This window comes from Pseudoalteromonas sp. P1-13-1a (assembly GCF_001401875.1).
GTDB lineage: Bacteria > Pseudomonadota > Gammaproteobacteria > Enterobacterales > Alteromonadaceae > Pseudoalteromonas.
In genome coordinates this window covers 89,053-107,274 of sequence record NZ_LKDV01000011.1, presented here as the reverse complement: position 1 = coordinate 107,274, position 18,222 = coordinate 89,053, and the positions used below count along the sequence as shown (strand labels likewise).

At 41.4% G+C, this 18,222-nt stretch carries 14 protein-coding genes and 1 tRNA gene; 5 read left to right on the top strand and 10 right to left on the bottom strand.

Annotation, left to right across the window (positions count from 1 at the left end; translation table 11 throughout):
- Window positions 1-295: 295 nt before the first annotated feature.
- Window positions 296-2,038: an arginine--tRNA ligase gene (gene argS / locus AN391_RS09285; protein WP_055015146.1), complete on the bottom strand. Its 1,743-nt coding sequence runs from the start codon at window positions 2,036-2,038 to the stop codon at window positions 296-298.
- A 62-nt stretch (window positions 2,039-2,100) separates the two neighbouring features.
- Window positions 2,101-3,690 (bottom strand): peptide chain release factor 3, encoded by a 1,590-nt coding sequence (prfC, locus tag AN391_RS09280; protein WP_055015145.1) that lies wholly within the window; start codon window positions 3,688-3,690, stop codon window positions 2,101-2,103.
- A 510-nt stretch (window positions 3,691-4,200) separates the two neighbouring features.
- Here prfC and AN391_RS09275 point away from each other — a divergent pair.
- On the top strand, window positions 4,201-6,873 hold the full coding sequence (locus AN391_RS09275) for an ATP-binding protein (protein WP_055015144.1): 2,673 nt from the start codon (window positions 4,201-4,203) through the stop codon (window positions 6,871-6,873).
- A gap of 3 nt (window positions 6,874-6,876) precedes the next feature.
- Here the strand turns inward: AN391_RS09275 and rimI are convergent, their stop codons facing one another.
- The 3 genes from rimI to AN391_RS09260 all read right to left on the bottom strand — a co-directional run bounded on the left by rimI (window position 6,877) and on the right by AN391_RS09260 (window position 7,777).
- Window positions 6,877-7,344, bottom strand: a complete 468-nt coding sequence (rimI, locus tag AN391_RS09270) for a ribosomal protein S18-alanine N-acetyltransferase (protein ID WP_055015143.1) — start codon at window positions 7,342-7,344, stop codon at window positions 6,877-6,879.
- A complete protein-coding gene (locus tag AN391_RS09265; RefSeq protein ID WP_055015142.1) occupies window positions 7,331-7,636 on the bottom strand; it encodes a hypothetical protein in 306 nt (101 codons plus the stop codon). The genes rimI and AN391_RS09265 overlap by 14 nt, the downstream gene beginning before the upstream one ends.
- 64 nt (window positions 7,637-7,700) lie before the next feature.
- Window positions 7,701-7,777, bottom strand: a tRNA-Trp gene (locus AN391_RS09260).
- A gap of 434 nt (window positions 7,778-8,211) precedes the next feature.
- Here AN391_RS09260 and AN391_RS09255 point away from each other — a divergent pair.
- The gene (locus tag AN391_RS09255) at window positions 8,212-9,795 is read left to right on the top strand and encodes a BCCT family transporter (RefSeq protein ID WP_055015141.1); all 1,584 of its coding nucleotides are present in this window, start codon (window positions 8,212-8,214) and stop codon (window positions 9,793-9,795) included.
- A gap of 100 nt (window positions 9,796-9,895) precedes the next feature.
- Here the strand turns inward: AN391_RS09255 and guaA are convergent, their stop codons facing one another.
- Entirely contained in the window at window positions 9,896-11,473 is a 1,578-nt protein-coding gene (guaA, locus tag AN391_RS09250; protein ID WP_055015140.1) for a glutamine-hydrolyzing GMP synthase, read from the bottom strand.
- A gap of 96 nt (window positions 11,474-11,569) precedes the next feature.
- Window positions 11,570-13,039, bottom strand: a complete 1,470-nt coding sequence (guaB, locus tag AN391_RS09245) for an IMP dehydrogenase (RefSeq protein WP_055015139.1) — start codon at window positions 13,037-13,039, stop codon at window positions 11,570-11,572.
- A 146-nt stretch (window positions 13,040-13,185) separates the two neighbouring features.
- Here guaB and xseA point away from each other — a divergent pair, with 146 nt between their 5' ends.
- On the top strand, window positions 13,186-14,517 hold the full coding sequence (gene xseA, locus AN391_RS09240; protein ID WP_055015138.1) for an exodeoxyribonuclease VII large subunit: 1,332 nt from the start codon (window positions 13,186-13,188) through the stop codon (window positions 14,515-14,517).
- An 11-nt stretch (window positions 14,518-14,528) separates the two neighbouring features.
- On the opposite strand, the gene AN391_RS09235 is transcribed toward xseA, so the two are convergent.
- From AN391_RS09235 to AN391_RS09225, 3 genes are all read right to left on the bottom strand, one after another.
- Window positions 14,529-15,209 carry a hypothetical protein gene (locus AN391_RS09235; RefSeq protein WP_055015137.1) on the bottom strand — a complete coding sequence of 227 codons (681 nt, stop codon included), beginning with the start codon at window positions 15,207-15,209 and terminating at the stop codon, window positions 14,529-14,531.
- A 40-nt stretch (window positions 15,210-15,249) separates the two neighbouring features.
- Window positions 15,250-16,068, bottom strand: coding sequence for a serine O-acetyltransferase (gene cysE / locus AN391_RS09230; protein ID WP_055015136.1), 819 nt, complete (start codon window positions 16,066-16,068; stop codon window positions 15,250-15,252).
- A 123-nt stretch (window positions 16,069-16,191) separates the two neighbouring features.
- Window positions 16,192-17,121 carry a diguanylate cyclase gene (locus AN391_RS09225; RefSeq protein WP_055015135.1) on the bottom strand — a complete coding sequence of 310 codons (930 nt, stop codon included), beginning with the start codon at window positions 17,119-17,121 and terminating at the stop codon, window positions 16,192-16,194.
- A 305-nt stretch (window positions 17,122-17,426) separates the two neighbouring features.
- On the opposite strand from AN391_RS09225, the gene AN391_RS09220 reads away from it, so the two are divergent.
- Window positions 17,427-17,834: a hypothetical protein gene (locus AN391_RS09220; protein WP_055015134.1), complete on the top strand. Its 408-nt coding sequence runs from the start codon at window positions 17,427-17,429 to the stop codon at window positions 17,832-17,834.
- 1 nt (window position 17,835) lies between these two features.
- The gene (locus AN391_RS09215; RefSeq protein ID WP_055015133.1) at window positions 17,836-18,150 is read left to right on the top strand and encodes a helix-turn-helix transcriptional regulator; all 315 of its coding nucleotides are present in this window, start codon (window positions 17,836-17,838) and stop codon (window positions 18,148-18,150) included.
- The last annotated feature ends 72 nt before the right edge of the window (window positions 18,151-18,222 follow it).

Sequence of the window (18,222 nt, the reverse complement as noted above, 5' to 3'; positions counted from 1 at the left end):
TTTGTATGTGACTTAGGCTAAATAGTTTTACCAACGCAGCTAAAGCGAACTACACGAAGCAGACGTTCACCTAAGTAGTTTAGCCTAAGACAAGGCATCCAACCCGACTTATCCCTATGAGCATACGGTTTGTATGTGATTAGGGTAGAACTCTGTGCCAAGTTATGTCGGCAAGTGTAGGAGTGCTGACAAGGCGAAGTGCTTTTTTATGCCAAGGAGCATACAATTAGTATGTGACTTAGGCTAAAAAAGCACGACAACGCAGTCAAAGCGAACTACACGAAGCAGAAGGTGATTACATTTGCTCCATGACTTCAATGCCTAACAAATCCAATCCTGTTTTTAGCGTATCTGCCACTAAATTACACAGCACTAAACGGCTGTCACGTACGCTTGGCTCTACGCCTTCTTTTAGTACTGGGCAGGCTTCGTAGAATGTCATGTATAAGCTAGCTAGCTCGTATAAGTAGCTACATAATACGTGGGGAGTAGCCTCAGAGATCATTAAATCAAGGACTTCTTCAAGCTGTAGCAGTTTAAGCGCTAGCGCTTTTTCTTGCGGCTCAGCTATAGCTACATCAGCATTTAACGAGGCAGCATCTACACCTGATTTACGGAAAAGACTGCGCACTCGCGTATAAGCATATTGTAAGTAAGGTGCTGTGGCGCCTTCAAAGCTTAACATGGTGTCCCAGTTGAATATGTAATCGCTGGTACGGTGCTTAGAAAGGTCAGCGTACTTAACCGCGCCAATACCGACTTTACGCGCAATTTCGCTGCGATCATGATCCGATAAATCAGATTCACGCTCAGCAAGTTTTGTTGCTGCACGGCTAATTGACTCTTCAAGTAAGTCGGCAAGTTTAACAGTGCCACCGGTGCGAGTTTTAAATGGTTTACCATCGGCGCCCATCATGGTGCCAAACGGGCAAAACTCATAGCTTGTCTCATCACGTAAAAGGCCTGCTTTTCGTGCTGTAAGCTCCACTTGATTAAAGTGAAGGCTTTGACGCGCATCAACAAATATTAAAATACGTTCAGCGCCTAAAGTGTTTGAGCGGTAATTACATGCGGCTAAATCGGTGGTTGCATATAAAAAGCCACCGCCAGATTTCTGCACGATAAACGCTGATGGCTCACCATCTTTGTTGGCAAGCTCATCTAAAAACACCACTTGTGCGCCTTGCGACTCTACAGCAATATTTTTATCTTTTAAAAGGCTAATAATATCGTTAAGTTCGCTGTTGTATGCACTTTCAGCCATAATATCGTCTTGAGTAAGCGTTACATTTAGACGTTTATATACTTCTTCAGAGTGCTTAACTGAGGTTGCTATAAATAACTTCCATAGCTTTTCACAGTGCGCATCGCCGCCTTGTAGTTTAACCACGTAATCACGGGCTTTATCGGCAAAGCCTTCTTCATCGTCAAAACGTTTTTTAGCGTCGCGGTAAAACGTTTCTAAATCAGCAAGCGCTACCGACTCTAAGTCTACGCCTTGGCTAATTTGATCTTCTAAATGCGCAATTAGCATACCAAACTGTGTGCCCCAATCGCCCATATGGTTTTGGCGAATAACTTTATCGCCTCTAAACTCAAGGGCACGTACAATCGCATCACCAATAATGGTTGAACGTAAATGGCCTACGTGCATTTCTTTTGCAAGGTTTGGTGATGAGTAATCTACTACCACAGTTTGTGGGTTAGTGTGCTCATTCACAGCCAGTTTTGCATCGCTGTTTGCTGCTTTTACACTGTTTGCTAAAAACTCAGGCTTTAAGTGGATGTTAATAAAACCTGGGCCGGCAATTTCTGTTTTTTCAGCAATATCATTTACATCTAAATTATCAATAATTTTTTGCGCAAGCTCGCGTGGGTTGCTTTTCATTTTTTTAGCGGCACCCATTGCACCATTAATTTGGTAATCACCAAATTGCGGGCGTGTGCTTTGTGTAACTGCTGGATTGGTATCTTCTGGTAGGCCTGCAGCGGTCATGGCGGCAATGGCTTTTTCTACTAAAATAGTACGAATGTTCATTATATTATTTACCTATGTAAGCCCGCCATAGCAGGCTTTCAGTTAACTTTAGTCAGTCAGTTCTAATTTTCGCGCGTGTGGCTAAAGGTTACGTCTGGGTAACGCTCTACCGATAAATTTAGGTTTACGCGACTTGGTGCTATGTAAGTTAAGTTATCGCCACCATCAAGCGCTAAGTTGCTTTCGCACTTACGCTTAAACTCTTCAAACTTTTTAACGTCGTCACAATGTACCCAGCGCGCAGTATTTACGTTAACACCTTCGTAAATAGCATCTACGTTGTATTCTGCTTTTAAACGCGCAACAACAACATCAAACTGCAGCACACCTACTGCGCCTACAATCAAATCGTTATTAATAAGCGGTCTAAATACTTGTACTGCACCTTCTTCAGATAACTGTACTAAGCCCTTTAGTAGCTGCTTTTGCTTAAGCGGATCTTTTAATCGAATACGGCGGAACAATTCAGGGGCAAAGTTAGGAATGCCACTAAATTTAAGCTTTTCGCCTTGCGTAAAAGTATCGCCAATCTGAATAGTGCCGTGGTTATGCAAACCAATAATGTCGCCTGCGAATGCATCTGCTGCGCGCTCACGATCGCCCGCCATAAAGGTTACCGCATCGGAAATACTTATTTGTTTACCAATACGCACGTGGTTCATTTTCATGCCTTGGCTGTATTTACCCGATACAATACGCATAAAGGCTATACGGTCACGGTGTTTAGGGTCCATGTTAGCCTGAATTTTAAATACAAAGCCGGTAAAGTTTTCTTCAGTTGCAACAACTTGGCGGTCTTCTGTTTCACGCGGCAATGGTGTTGGTGCCCACTGTGTTAAACCATCAAGTACATGGTCTACACCAAAGTTACCAAGGGCTGTACCAAAGTAAACAGGCGAAAGCTCACCCGCTAAAAACAGCTCAAGGTCAAACTCGTTAGAGGCGCCAATTACCAGTTCTAGTTCTTCACGTAATTGCTCGGCAAGCTCTTCACCAATGGCGGTATCAAGCTCTGGGTTATCAAGGCCTTTTACAGTGCGTACTTCTTGAATCGTATGACCTTGGCCTGTTTTGTATAAAACTGCCTCGTCGTTATGAATGTGATAAACACCTTTAAACTCTTTACCACAACCAATTGGCCACGTAATAGGCGCACAGGCAATGTTTAGCTCTGTTTCTACTTCATCAAGTAGCTCCATTGGGTCACGAATATCACGGTCACACTTATTCATAAAGGTAACGATTGGGGTAGTACGCAAGCGCGTAACTTCCATAAGTTTACGGGTACGTTCTTCTACACCTTTTGCGGCATCAATAACCATTAAACACGAATCTACCGCAGTTAAAGTACGGTAAGTATCTTCTGAGAAGTCTTCGTGTCCAGGAGTATCAAGTAAATTAACTAGCGCATTGTTATATGGAAACTGCATGACAGAGGTAGTAACTGATATACCACGTTCCTTTTCCATTTCCATCCAGTCAGACTTTGCATGCTGATTAGAGCCACGGCCTTTTACAGTACCGGCTTTTTGAATCGCTTGTCCGAACAAAAGTACTTTTTCGGTGATGGTGGTTTTACCAGCATCCGGGTGCGATATAATTGCAAAAGTCCTTCGCTTGCTAATTTCGTTGATAATATTCTGGTCTGCCATTAATAAGTTCTTTTAGTTTGATGCCAAGTTACATGCATAACATTGAGTGTATGCAAGGCAACCCGTTAAGTTGATCGTTATTAACTGGGCTTTGAGCAATTTAGTGTGAATAAATTGACAACAATTAACGCCATATAGCTAATTTTTTAATAGTGGCAATTGTAACAGGAGTCGGTATAAAAGTGTGCTATCTAACTTAAAAATATCTTGGCTTTGTCTAATCACTATTTTAGGGGGCCATCTAACTGTAATTTAATCGGTAGATACATTAAATTTTAACAATGATGTTTTCACTTAAAGCACAATACATAGGGTAATTTTTTAAAACTTAACAGATAAACTTAAAGTGCCAAGAATATAAAAGCCTCCTTAGCAATAACTTATTAACGACCCATGTATTAAAACATTATATTTTTACTCTAAATTAACGCTAATCGACCTTAGCTTCTTGAGAATTAAACCTGTAACGCATATCATTGATAGATTGCACGGAGGATAAGTAGTTTGGTCATGAAAACCAGTAAGTTAAGCATTCGATTATTATGGTATATAACTCCTTTGGTGATATTACCTTTGCTATTTTTAGGTGGCTTTACCCTAACTAATGTAACCAATTCGACCCAAAAACAAGCCGACCTTATAATGAGTCGCTTTGTTGAGCAACAGCAACAAAAGGTTTTTAACTACATAGACTCGTTTCATTCCACAGCAAAACTACTGTCAACCTCACCGGTTTTAAGTGATTTTTTATCAAACGACATTCACGCTGATGGCAGCTATACTCGCCGTTTAGGGGCACTAATGGATGTTTTTGCCAGTTATAGCGAAGCCTACCCAGATATAATTAGTATTAATTTAGTGTCGGCCAGTGGTAAAAGTGACGCGTATTACTCTAACAACCTAACAACTGCACCGCAGTCATACCCATTTTTTAAGCAAGTACTGCAAAGTAATTTGCGCCAGCAACAATTTATGGTGCAAAACAGCGACGGCACCACAAATTTATTTTTTGTACAACGCGTTCAAAGTGTAGATTACTATTTAAAGCGGCCACAACAACTTGGCTTTATAGTATTACAAGTCGAACCTTCTATATTAAACACCAGTATTTTAGAAGCGCCTTACAACAATACGCTAAATTTATTGCTTACAAACGATGGGCAAATTTTATTTAGCTCAGACTACAGTTTACGCGGACAATACATTACCGAGCACGAGCTTGAACAAGTGCATAATTTAGCTGATGTAGGCACCCTTTCGACTATTGAGCTTTCTAGCATAGACAAAATAGAAAGAATGATTTTTGCCGTACAAATGAGTGGCGGTTATTATTTTGTATCAACCATTCCAAAGGGCGTGCTTTATCAATCGGGTAAGGCTATTAGCTTAATTACAGGCTTAATTGTGATCATTTCGGTGATCACCCTGCCTATTCTTATTTTTGTGGTTGTTCGCAACTTACTACTTAACCCCATTGAGCTTTTAGGGGCGGCTAGCCATCGTGTTGGTGATGGTGATTTATCGGTAAATTTACCGGCTCATACCAATGATGAAGTTGGGGTATTGTTTAACGATTTTAACCACATGATCAACCAAATTAGGCACTACCAGGAGCAGCTTGAAGAATATAAACACCACCTAGAAGATAAAGTAGAAAGCCGCACTAAAGCGCTTGAAGCGATGAATAGCCAACTTGAACTTGCGATAGCTCAAGCTGAGCAAGCCAACCAGCTTAAAAGTCGCTTTTTAGCAAATATGAGTCATGAGATACGCACTCCACTTACTGCCATTATGGGCTTTACCGAGCAGTTACTAATTAACGATAAAGTGGTTAACGATAAGCAGCATTTAAACACTATTTTAAGAAACTCTAAACACTTATTAGAGCTAATAAACAACATACTCGATTTATCTAAAATAGAAGCAGAAAAGCTTGCAGTAGAGCAGGCGCCACTCAATGTAGTCCAACTAGTTCACGATATTGAATCAATTATTGAACCGCTAGCACGAGAAAAGCAGCTCGCGTTCAGCATTCATTACGAGCTGCCATTACCACGCACTATTTATAGTGATATGACGCGTTTAAAACAAATCTTAATAAATATCGCCAGTAACGCCGTTAAATTTACCGAACAAGGTAAAGTGTCTATTTGTGTGCATTACTTACAAAGTAAGCAACAGCTTGAGTTTGTGGTTAAAGACACAGGTATTGGTATGTCTGAGCACCAAATAGAGCGTATATTTAAGCCTTTTGAACAAGCTGATGCCACCACAACGCGACGTTTTGGAGGCACAGGCTTAGGTTTGTGTATATCTAAAAACTTAGCACAGTTATTAGGTGGCGATGTCACTTTAAAAAGCGAAATTGGTATAGGCAGTCGCTTTGCTATTACCGTTGATTGCCATATTAACGAGCCTAAACAATCATTAGAGCTTTTAACTGAGAAAGCACAGCTTATTCCAGAAAAAGACCCTTTCTTGTCGTTTGCTACTTCTAGTTTTGATGCCAATATATTGGTGGCCGAAGATAATCCAGATAACCAGCTTCTTATAAAGCTTTTATTACAAACCTGGGGGCTTGAGCCTGATATGGCTAATAACGGTGCTCAAGCGGTAGAAATGGCGCTAGTAAATGACTACCAGCTTATTATTATGGATATGCAAATGCCTGTAATGGGTGGCCTTGAAGCAACTAAAATGCTACGCCATGCCGCCTACGATGGGCCTATAATTGCGCTTACCGCCAATGTAATGAACCATGATATAGACACCTATATAGAAGCGGGTTGCGATAAAGCACTCGCAAAACCAATCGATAAGGACGCGCTTGAAAACGTACTGGTAAGCTACTTAAATCTTGAAAAAGATAATCAAAATAAGTGGGATAGCTTACTAAAAAGTGAAAAGTTTCAGCAAATTAATGACAACTACGTGGCTAACCTGCCAAGTTACCTGCAAAAGGTAAACAGCTTAAAGGCGAGTAACGATGCAGAAGCACTTAGAAGCGTAGCCCATAGCCTAAAAGGCAGTGCGGGGTGCTTCAATTTTGATGATATTTACCACAGTGCTGCTTTATTAGAAGAGAACTTACTAAGTAACGATCAAACACAGCGCCCTACTTTGATCATTAATTTAATCAATGCAATAGAGCAAACTATCGCTAAAAGTAAAGAAACAGCTTAAAGCTTACAAAAAGCCTAAGTTAAGCGCCATACCCATTAGTATGGCGTCCTCATAACCATTTTTAGTCACATCATCGCTCGGGTAATAATTTTTACGTACCGACATTTGCGTAAAGCCAGCATGTTCGTAAAGCTTTATTGCACGCGCGTTTGATTCGCGTACTTCTAAAAACAGGTTTTCAGCATTTTCCTGCTCGCCATATTCAATAAACTGGCTAAGTAACTGCCTTGCAATGCCTTTACCTTGCTCACTGGGTGTTACACATATATCCATAAGGGTAAAGTCAGGCCCTGCCTTTTCACCAATATAAAAACCTACTAGGGTGTTTTCATCAAACGCCGCTAAATTAAAGTAACGACCGCCCATGCAAGAGCTCATTGTTTTAAGAGACCAAGGATGAGAGTGGCAAGCGGTTTCAATAGCCATTAATTGAGCTATGGCATTTTCGTTTACAGGCTTAAAGTTTATCAAGGTGTGTACTCATTAAAGCCCATAGAGCGCGCTTATCAGAAGCACTGAGCTGTGAGGTTGGTAGTGTAAGCTTATCGTCGGTTAACTCTATACCAGCGCCTTTAAAAACATGGTTAATTATTAAAGGAGGTGCGCTTAACCGTATATCACTTAATAACGGCTCACTCAGCGTTAAACGTTCAGCGGCGGTGCTTTGCGAAACGTCTGAAGAAGAGTCACTATTTTTTTGGCGATAGTGCCGATTTAGTTCAAGGTTTTCTATACCAAAAATAGCTGCGTAACGTGGATGCATAACAACTCAGTAAATTAAACACGGGAACAATATATGAAGTAATAAAAACGATGTAAAGAAGAAATGGCAGGGGCGGAGAGATTCGAACTCCCAACCGTCGGTTTTGGAGACCGCTGTTCTACCAATTGGAACTACGCCCCTGCAATGTCGACGAATTATAGAGACCTTTTAGAAAAGGTAAAGTAAAAAATTAACTTTTTAGTTCAACTGCCTTTAAATTATACAAAACGCTGAATTAGCAAGCTAAATAGCGTTATAAAAACACTTTACCAGCCCAGCAGAGCCTAGATGTTATGCTGTAAATACTCTCACCGGTAATAATTTGGTGCCGAGCATCACGTATTTCATCCGCCCTCACTATTTATGGCGCCTCCTCCCGCCCTAATGCAGCATTTAAGTGCATAAACAAATCAATAACATTAGCAGCATTTATGATACAGTTTAGCGCCTAGGGGATCCGCGCCTTACCACCTAATTGCATATTTCATCATGTATCTTACATACGCGGATCATTAACAATGCAAATATGGAGGAGCTTTACTATTAGCCGTTGCTAGTAGTTCATGCCGTGTTATATGAAGTTTAAATCAAAAAAATACAGTATCGATTCAACCGATTACCAAGTAGGGCAAGACAACGTTAGCAAATGGGGCATGGATATTCATACTAATGTATTTTCTGTTTCTATTGGTCTATCTCTACTTTTTATAATTACCCTGCTTGCCCTATCACCTAACGAAGCAAAAGAGGCAATTAACTCAATAAAAAATGCCGCACTAACTAATTTTGACTACGTATTTATGTGGGGTGCCAATATATTACTGCTGTTTGCAGTAGGTATTGCCGCTTCACCACTGGGTAAAATTCGCCTTGGCGGCGATAAAGCAACGACAGACTATTCAACCTTATCGTGGGTATCTATGCTCTTTGCTGCGGGTATGGGTATTGGCCTTATTTTTTGGGGTGTGGCAGAACCGACTGCATTTTACACCGACTGGTTTGGCACCCCACTCAATGCAGAACCCTTTAGCACACAAGGCCGCGAAATGGCTTTAGGGGCTACAGTATTCCATTGGGGGCTGCACGCTTGGGCAATTTACGGTATGACCGCTTTATGTTTAGCCTATTTTGTTTATAACAAAGGCTTACCGCTTTCTATGCGCTCTGTATTTTATCCGCTTTTAGGAGACCGAGTTTGGGGCAGGTTAGGTGATGTTATCGATGTAATGGCGGTATTAGTAACCCTTTTTGGTCTTGCGACCTCGTTAGGTTTAGGCGGAGCACAAGCCGCCAGTGGTATTAGCCACGTACTGGGCTTTGAAAGCACCTTATTATTACAACAAGGCATTATTTTATTAATTATGAGCTTGGCTATCCTCTCTATTGTGCGTGGTATGAATGGTGGCGTAAAACTCCTAAGTAATATAAATATGGGCATCGCCTTCGTGTTTTTGGGGTTAGTGTTTATTTTAAACTTTACCACCGTACTTGATTCTGCCTACACGGCCGTACTCGGCTATATTAAAAATATCATGCCACTAAGCTACAGCACAAGCCGAGAAGATACGCAGTGGCTACATGGCTGGACCGTATTCTATTGGGCGTGGTGGGTTGCATACGCACCTTGCTTTGGTATGTTTGTAGCGCGTATTTCAAAAGGGCGTACCATACGTGAGTTTTTAGTGTACGTATTACTTATTCCTACTCTCGTAACTACCGCGTGGATGTCGGTTTTTGGTGGTGTAGCAATTGATCAAATTATAAATAAAGTTGGGGTACTAGGGGCGAATCAAGGCATTACAGATGTAACGCTTAGTTTGTTTTATATGCTAGATGCTTATTCGTTTGGTACGCTGCTTTCGCTTTTAGCTGTGGCGTTAATAATTATCTTTTTTGTCACCACCCTCGACTCCGGCTCTATTGTAATAGATAGCCTTACATCTGGCGGCAAACTAGAAGTGCCTATAAAGCAAAAGTTAGTATGGGCCGTTATTGCCAGTATTATTGCTATGTTGATGCTGTGGATTGGCGGCACCGACTCAATTCAAGCGTTGCAATACATTACTATTATCGCCGCCTTACCTTTTACGTTTATTTTACTGCTTGGCAGCGTGAGTTTAGTAAAAGGCATGCTAACTGAGTTACCCCCTAAAACTTAAAAGCTTAGCCTTAAAGTTAGTGCATAAAAAAGCCCGTTTATTAAACGGGCTTTTTAATGTGCAATAATCAGCTCAGTAAATTAAGCTTACTTATTTGGTATTATTCCCACTCTATGGTGGCAGGTGGTTTACCAGAAATATCGTAAACAACGCGTGAAATACCATCAATTTCGTTAATGATACGGTTAGAAACCACACCTAAAAACTCATACGGTAAATGTGACCAACGTGCCGTCATAAAGTCAATCGTTTCAACACAACGCAGTGATACCACCCAGTCGTATTTACGCGCATCGCCCATAACCCCTACCGACTTAACAGGTAAGAATACAGTAAACGCTTGGCTTACTTTATGGTAAAGCTCGGCTTTGTGTAGCTCTTCAATGAAAATAGCATCAGCACGGCGTAGTAAATCACAGTATTCTTTTTTAATTTCACCTAGTACACGTACACCTAAACCTGGTCCTGGGAATGGGTGGCGATAAAGCATGTCGTACGGTAAACCAAGTTCTAAGCCTATTTTACGTACTTCATCTTTAAATAATTCACGCAATGGTTCAACTAAGCCCATTTTCATGTCATCAGGTAAGCCGCCCACATTGTGGTGAGATTTAATTACGTGTGCTTTACCTGTAGCAGATGCTGCAGATTCAATGACGTCTGGGTAAATAGTACCCTGGCCTAACCATTTGGCATTTTTAAGCTTTTTAGCTTGCTCATCAAATACATTGATAAACGTATGGCCTATGGCTTTGCGTTTTTCTTCTGGGTCTGATTTACCAGCTAGGTCAGCTAAAAATTGATCTTCAGCGTCTACTTTAACAATATTTAAGCCAAACTTATTGCCAAACATATCCATCACTTGCTGACCTTCGTTTAAACGAAGTAAACCATTATCAACAAATACACATGTTAGCTTATCGCCAATGGCACGGTGAATAAGCATAGCCACAACAGATGAATCAACACCGCCTGATAAGCCTAATATCACTTCGTCATCGCCAACGGTTTCTTTGATACGCTCAATGGCATCATCAATAATTTTGGCAGGTGTCCATAATTTTTCACAGCCACAAATATCAATTGCAAAACGCTCTAATAAACGTTGTCCTTGATGTGTGTGCGTTACTTCTGGGTGAAATTGTACACCGTAAAAACGCTTTTCTTCATTAGACATAGCTGCATGCGGACACGTTGGTGTTTTAGCTGTGGTGCTAAAACTTGCCGGCACTTCCATTACTTTGTCGCCGTGGCTCATCCACACATCTAAAACGCCGTTGCCGCCATCAGTAATATGATCTTCAATTGCATCAAATAATGCACAGTTACCCACTTTTTCTACCTGTGCATAACCAAACTCTTTTTTATCAGAGCTATGTACACTACCGCCAAGTTGAGCTGCCATGGTTTGCATGCCGTAACAAATGCCCAGTACTGGCACGCCAGCGTTAAACACATATTCAGGTGCACGCGGGCTGTTCTCTAGTGTGGTTGACTCAGGGCCACCAGATAAAATAATACCTTGTGGATTAAACTCGCGAATTTGCTCTTCGGTCACATCCCATGCCCACAGTTCACAATAAACACCAATTTCGCGGATACGACGCGCGATTAATTGAGTGTACTGCGAACCAAAATCTAAAATTAGAATTCGTGAATCGTGAATATCTTTGCTCATGAAGGATCTCGTAAAGTAGATGCTAGATTCCACTAATTTACTTAGTGGCTATAAAAGAGGGCTGGTAATTCCAGCCCCGTAATTTAAACGTGTTGTTTAACCTAAGCGGTAGTTAGGCGCTTCTTTAGTGATTTGCACATCGTGAACGTGCGACTCACCCATACCTGCAGATGTAACACGTACAAACTGAGGTTTTGTATTTAGCTCTTCAATGGTGGCACAACCCGTTAATCCCATTGCGCTACGAAGGCCACCCACTTGCTGATGAATAATCGTTGCAATTGGGCCTTTATAAGCGACGCGACCTTCAATACCTTCAGGTACTAATTTGTCAGCTTGGTTAGATTTTTGGAAGTAACGATCCGACGAACCTTCTTTTTGATCCATCGCACCTAACGAGCCCATACCACGGTACGATTTGTAGTAACGGCCTTGGTAAAGTTCAACTTCGCCTGGCGCTTCTTCAGTACCCGCAAGCATTGAGCCCACCATTACACACGATGCACCCGCAACCAATGCTTTAACAATATCGCCAGAAAAACGAATACCGCCATCAGCAATGACAGGAATGTCACGCCCTTGTAAGCCATCTACCGCATCAGAAATAGCCGTAATTTGTGGTACACCACAACCTGTAACAATACGCGTAGTACAAATTGAACCTGGGCCAATACCTACTTTAACCGCATCAACACCGGCATCAGCAAGAGCAATAGCGCCTTCGGCAGTGGCAACGTTACCGGCAATAATTTGTAAATCTGGGTACGTTTCGCGAGTTTGAGAAACACGGTCAATAACCCCTTGTGAGTGGCCGTGTGACGTATCGATGAGTAAAACATCAACACCCGCCTCTACTAATGCAGCAATTCGCTCATCAGTACCTGCACCAACACCAACAGCAGCGCCCACACGTAAACGCCCTAGCTCGTCTTTACACGCATTGGGTTTGTCTTGCGCCTTTTGGTAATCTTTTACGGTGATCATGCCTTTTAGCTTAAATGCATCATCAACCACTAAGATTTTTTCAATGCGGTGTTCGTGCATTAAACCCAAAATTTCTTCGCGCGACGCGCCTTCTTTAACTGTTACTAGTTTGTCTTTTTTAGTCATAACGCTAGAAACAGGCTGTTCAAGCTTAGTTTCAAAACGCATGTCACGACCGGTAACAATGCCTAGCAGGTTATTTTCGCTATCAGTCACCGGGAAACCCGAGAACCCTTTTTCTTGCGAAAGAAGCGTTGCATCTGCAATGGTTAAATCTGCAGACACAGTAACAGGAAATGACACAATACCTGCTTCGTAGGTTTTAACTTTACGTACGTTTCTCGCTTGTTCTTCAATAGTCATGTTTTTATGGATAAAACCAAGACCACCTTCCTGCGCGAGGGCAATAGCTAAACGAGCTTCTGTAACAGTATCCATAGATGCTGAAATAAGCGGCAAGTTAAGTTTGATACCACGCGTTAAGCGAGTTGAAATATTTGCCGTGTGTGGCAAAACAGTAGAATGACCAGGTACTAAAAGTACGTCATCAAAGGTAAGAGCTTCTTTAGCGATTCTAAGCATTTTGGCAACTTCTCACATGTGGATCTAAGATAAGGAATTGCGGCCAAATTTTAACAGCGTTGCGAGCATTCGTAAATAATATTTCGCAAATATTTATGATAAACTTATCTCATAACTTACCTCATAATAGTTTTAGGTTGTTTTATATGTTTTCGAAGCCTTCGCAAACGGTATACACCGTGTCGCGCCTTAACAAAGAGATTCGTGCAGTTCTTGAGCAGGGCTTTGCATCGCTTGTTCTAACCGGCGAAATTTCCAACTTTATTACCCCTGCTTCTGGGCACTGGTACTTTTCGTTAAAAGATGAAAAAGCACAAATTAAAGCAGCTATGTGGCGCGGCAATAACCGCAGTCAAAGTTATCGCCCCGAAAACGGCGCTCAAGTAACAGTTAGAGCCCGAGTTTCACTTTACGAACCACGCGGCGATTATCAGCTTATTGTTGAACATATGGAACCTGCAGGTGAAGGCCAGCTTAAGCAAGAATTTGATGCATTAAAAATGCGCTTAGCCGCAGAGGGCTTGTTTAGTTCGGCCTATAAAAAACCACTGCCGCAAAATATAAACCGTGTAGGTGTTATAACCTCAGCAACGGGCGCTGCTATAAAAGATATATTAACCGTACTTAAACGCCGCGCACCACAATTAGACGTCATTATTTACCCAGCCATGGTGCAAGGCAAAGAAGCCCATGTGCATTTAGTTAACCAAATACAGTTAGCCAATGCACGCAATGAGGTAGACGTACTTATTTTAGGGCGAGGCGGTGGCTCACTAGAAGATTTATGGTGCTTTAACCATGAACTGCTTGCCCGCGCTATTTACCAAAGTGAATTACCTATAGTGAGCGCAGTAGGCCACGAAATAGATACAACTATAAGCGACTACGTCGCTGATGTTCGTGCAGCAACGCCTTCTGCAGCGGCTGAACTTGTTAGCCCTAACACGCAAGAGCTACATAATAAGGTGGTTGAGCTCATTAACCGGTTAAATAATGCCTTTAAACACAATATGGCCGACAAACGCGCACTAGCAACACAGTTACAGCATCGGCTTAATTTGTGTCATCCGCGCAATCAACTAAACCAAAAAGCGCAGCGATTAGATGAGCTAACTATAGCCTTACAACAAGGCATGCGTAATCGCCTATACCAACAAGAGCGCACGCTTAATAATTTGATCCCGCGTTTAATGCGTCAATCGCCTGATAAAAAGTTATCGCAGGCCAGTCATCAGCTTATGCAGATACAAACCCGACTTGAGCAAGCAATGCAGCACAAGTTGCAACACGCGCAAAATAGCTTAGCGCTGCAAGCGAGTAGGCTCGACTCGGTAAGCCCACTTAATGTTTTAGCGCGCGGTTACAGCATCACCAAATCTCAACAAGGCAAAGTGGTTAAATCGGTTGCACACATTAAAAAAGGTGACGTGCTAATCACAGAGCTGGTCGATGGCGCTATAAAATCGACCGCGTTGTAAAGCCCTCTTGATTAAAGCTCTGTGGCCATAAATAAAGTGAGTTCGGTGTCGCTTGACGTTGAGGTTGTTCTTTTAAATTGCAACCAAAACTCTTGCTTCATTAACTTATCGTTTAGCTCTCGCCATTGGGTGTGATCAAACGAATCGTTATCAGTTGGTGCGGCAAGTTCAAATTTACATACTGTGGTTTTACACGCTGCGCTGACAATCTCAGGGATAGCACTTAAATCAGAGGTAAGTAAAAAATCTTGCAGTGCTGTTTCTGTTTGATAGGCCCACTCTTCGTTGCGTGTTTGCTCATCAAATTGCGCTTGCAAAACGGCTTGTGCATCAGAGGGGTCGCGCAATTGTTGCGCCGCGTTTTTCATCAAGGTTTTTTGCGCTGCTAATTGCTGCTTAAGCTGAGCAACTTGCTCTTCTAGAGGAAGCTCATCAAGCGGTTGTGGGCCTAGGTTAGGCGGATTATCTTTTTGCACTAAAGCAGTGCTTTGCTCAGGGGCAGCTGGCACAACAGGTCTTGTTGTTGCGTCACTACTTTTAGGTGGCTGAACAACAGGGACCTGCTGCTTTGTATTTGCATGTTGTAACTTAGCGGGGTTTGCGTCACTTGAAACCAAATTAAAGTAGCTCCAGGTTAAACCTACACCCGCAATAAATCCTATCCCTAGTGTTAATAAGCTATTTTTGCTCATTTTAATCCCTTTTAAAATTTTTTATTTGTACAAGTTAATATTACAACATAGCGCTGGTGTGTGATTCGTTCTCAGGTTCTTGAGTGGATAAAAAGTTTTGATTCATACTTTGCGCCGGACAGGGGCAATCCGGTCTGCCAATAATTTTAGCTGGTACGCCTACCGCAGTGGTATGTGGCGGTACCGCTGTAAGTACCACAGAACCTGCGCCAATACGTGCGCCCTCGCCTACTTCAATATTACCCAGCACTTTAGCACCTGCGCCAATAAGCACACCGGCTCTAATTTTAGGATGGCGGTCGCCTTGCTCGTTACCCGTACCGCCAAGCGTGACCGATTGCAGTATTGATACGTTATCTTCAATCACTGCGGTTTCACCAATAACAATACCGGTAGCGTGGTCAAACATTATCCCTTTACCAACCTGACACGCAGGGTGAATATCAACCCCAAACACTTCTGAGGTACGGCTTTGAATAAAACGAGCAAGCTCTTTACGGTTTTGCTGCCACAAACAGTTAGCCAAGCGATGCGCCTGAATAGCATGAAACCCTTTTAAGTTTAAAATAACCGTAAGGTAGGTTTCAGCTGCTGGGTCTCTGTCTTTAACGGCTTTAATGTCTTCGGCAACATAGGTAAGCATGCGGTCGCATTTTACAAACGCTTGGTCGAACAACTCACGTATTGTAAAAGCCGATACCACAGCATCTGCCAATTTATTAGCAACAATAAAGCTTAACGCTGAACCCAAACACTCATGATTTAAAATGCATGAATACACATGACTTGCTAAAAGTGGTTCGCGAGTTACAACTTCATTAGCTTCACTACGAAGCTGTTGCCAAATTTCATGACGCATAATACTACACTGCCTTAAATTGATATAAAAAGAGCTTTTTCCCAAGTTTAACGGATTTAAAGCCTAAGGTGTTAACGCCTTAGTTATTTGTTCTGGTTATTAGGTATAACTAAGGGTAAAAAATTATACGAGTGCTAAATCACTCACACATAAAGCATCTTTTCCTTTATCTTTTGCTTTATAAAGTAAATCGTCTGCTTCTTTGATTAAATACGCCGCTGTAAAATCACTACTTGGTGTAATAGTAGTCAACCCTACACTAACAGTGAGGGTTCTGCTGGGTAATGAATGTTTATTTTCAATGTTTAACTGTTTTAGGTTTTCTAAAATATCGTTCAATACTAACAAAGCCTGATCTGAGTTTGTATTTCCATAAACTAGTACAAATTCTTCACCACCAAAACGCGCGCATAAATCACTGGGCCGTTTAGTGTGTTCATTAAGTACTTTAGCCACCATTTTTAAACATGTATCGCCTTGTTGGTGGCCGTAGGTATCATTAAGTAATTTAAAATCATCAATATCAATTATAGCCAGTGAAAGCGGCATACTTAAACGCTGACAGCGATTCCACTCTTGCTCTAAAAAGGTATCAAAAAAGCCTCGGTTAGCAATATCTGTTAAGCCATCAATAGCGGCAAGTTTTTGTACTTGCTCTTCTGCTAATTTTCGCTCGGTAATATTTTGATGACTAATAGCGTAATACGCATTATCTATATGGTTAAACGAGACCACACGCATCATAAACCAACGTTTTTCATCTTCGCTATGACACGGATATTCTAGATAGAAGTCGCCATTAGCACCTGAAATAACTGATTTAATACCGTTAAATGCTTTTAAACCAAAGCTGTCTCCTTTTTGCGCTGCTTTCTCACACTCAGTTAAGTAATTTTGTTGCTCCCACATATCACAGCAGGCACAGTCGTTTTGTTCACCAAAGTTTTGCCAGCTTCTATTGACGTATACTATATCGCCAGCAGAATTAATAACCACTACTTGGTCGGGCGTGGTATCTAATACCAACTTAAAAAACGCTTTATCGTCAATCACGAGCTTTCCATTTTAGCTTTGTTGTTCACCAGTATAATCAATAACAATTTTTTAACAAAATATTCTTACTTTACTTGATTTATCTAAACGCTAGTTACTTAATTTATTAATGTTAAGTAATACACTATATGACAGTTAAGTGAACTATAAAAATTCATAAAATTTATTTTTATATTAATAATCAAGTACTAATGAAGCATGACAGGGCTGCTGTCATGTGCCAAACTAGCTACTGACATACTACTGACGGCGTAAAAAATAAAAACAAACGCTAAATTAGCATCATCAACTCAACAAGGATAACGATGATGAAAAACGATATATTAAATACAAAACGACTTGGTTATAAATTCTACTTTCAAGATGGCGACAACCAAATAGCCTGCTTTGGTAGTTACTTTACTGGTAAAGAAGAAGTGTACATAAACGATGATTTATTCAGTAAAAAACGCACTATTAATTGTGCGAGCACACATTCTTTTGATTTTGAGGGCTCACAGTATCAAGTAAAGTTTGACATGCTTAACATATTCACAGGGCGCCTAGAATGCACACTTTGTAAAGATGCAAAAATCGTTGCAAAACAAGTTCAATCTAGCCTTTCGGACGACCCTAAAAAGGCAGCATTTTTTCTTGCTGGCTGCACATTAGGCGGAGCGGTGTTTGGCTATACAACGGCAACCATTGTTGAACTATTTGTAGGGAAGCTTTAACGTGCAATTAAATCCTACAACAATTAAATCGCTTAGAAGTAAGTTGAATTGGACACAGCAGCAGCTTGCAGATGCCTGCGACGTAAGCTTGCGGACCATTCAACGAGTAGAAAAACAAGGCGCCGCTTCTAAAGAAACCACTATGGCACTATGCGCGGTACTTGAAGTACGCCAAGGCGAGCTAATTAAACTTGATGAACCTGTAAATGACACCGTTAAAAGTACACCAACTAAAAGCTTTTTAGCGGGCGTTGTTATTAGCTCCTTAATAAGCTTTGCTCTAGGCGCAGGTTCAGTGCTTTTAGCGACTAACTAATACCCTACGCTAATTAAATAAAAATGCCCCAGGCTATAAGCACTGGGGCATTTTTTATATATTGAATAAAGC

Bases quoted from the DNA above. Each gene is read 5' to 3' on its own strand.
- argS (WP_055015146.1), bottom strand. From the start codon at position 2,038: ATGAACATTCGTACTATTTTAGTAGAAAAAGCCATTGCCGCCATGACC.
- prfC (WP_055015145.1), bottom strand. From the start codon at position 3,690: ATGGCAGACCAGAATATTATCAACGAAATTAGCAAGCGAAGGACTTTT.
- AN391_RS09275 (WP_055015144.1), top strand. From the start codon at position 4,201: ATGAAAACCAGTAAGTTAAGCATTCGATTATTATGGTATATAACTCCT.
- AN391_RS09265 (WP_055015142.1), bottom strand. From the start codon at position 7,636: ATGCATCCACGTTACGCAGCTATTTTTGGTATAGAAAACCTTGAACTA.
- AN391_RS09255 (WP_055015141.1), top strand. From the start codon at position 8,212: ATGAAGTTTAAATCAAAAAAATACAGTATCGATTCAACCGATTACCAA.
- guaA (WP_055015140.1), bottom strand. From the start codon at position 11,473: ATGAGCAAAGATATTCACGATTCACGAATTCTAATTTTAGATTTTGGT.
- guaB (WP_055015139.1), bottom strand. From the start codon at position 13,039: ATGCTTAGAATCGCTAAAGAAGCTCTTACCTTTGATGACGTACTTTTA.
- xseA (WP_055015138.1), top strand. From the start codon at position 13,186: ATGTTTTCGAAGCCTTCGCAAACGGTATACACCGTGTCGCGCCTTAAC.
- AN391_RS09235 (WP_055015137.1), bottom strand. From the start codon at position 15,209: ATGAGCAAAAATAGCTTATTAACACTAGGGATAGGATTTATTGCGGGT.
- cysE (WP_055015136.1), bottom strand. From the start codon at position 16,068: ATGCGTCATGAAATTTGGCAACAGCTTCGTAGTGAAGCTAATGAAGTT.
- AN391_RS09220 (WP_055015134.1), top strand. From the start codon at position 17,427: ATGATGAAAAACGATATATTAAATACAAAACGACTTGGTTATAAATTC.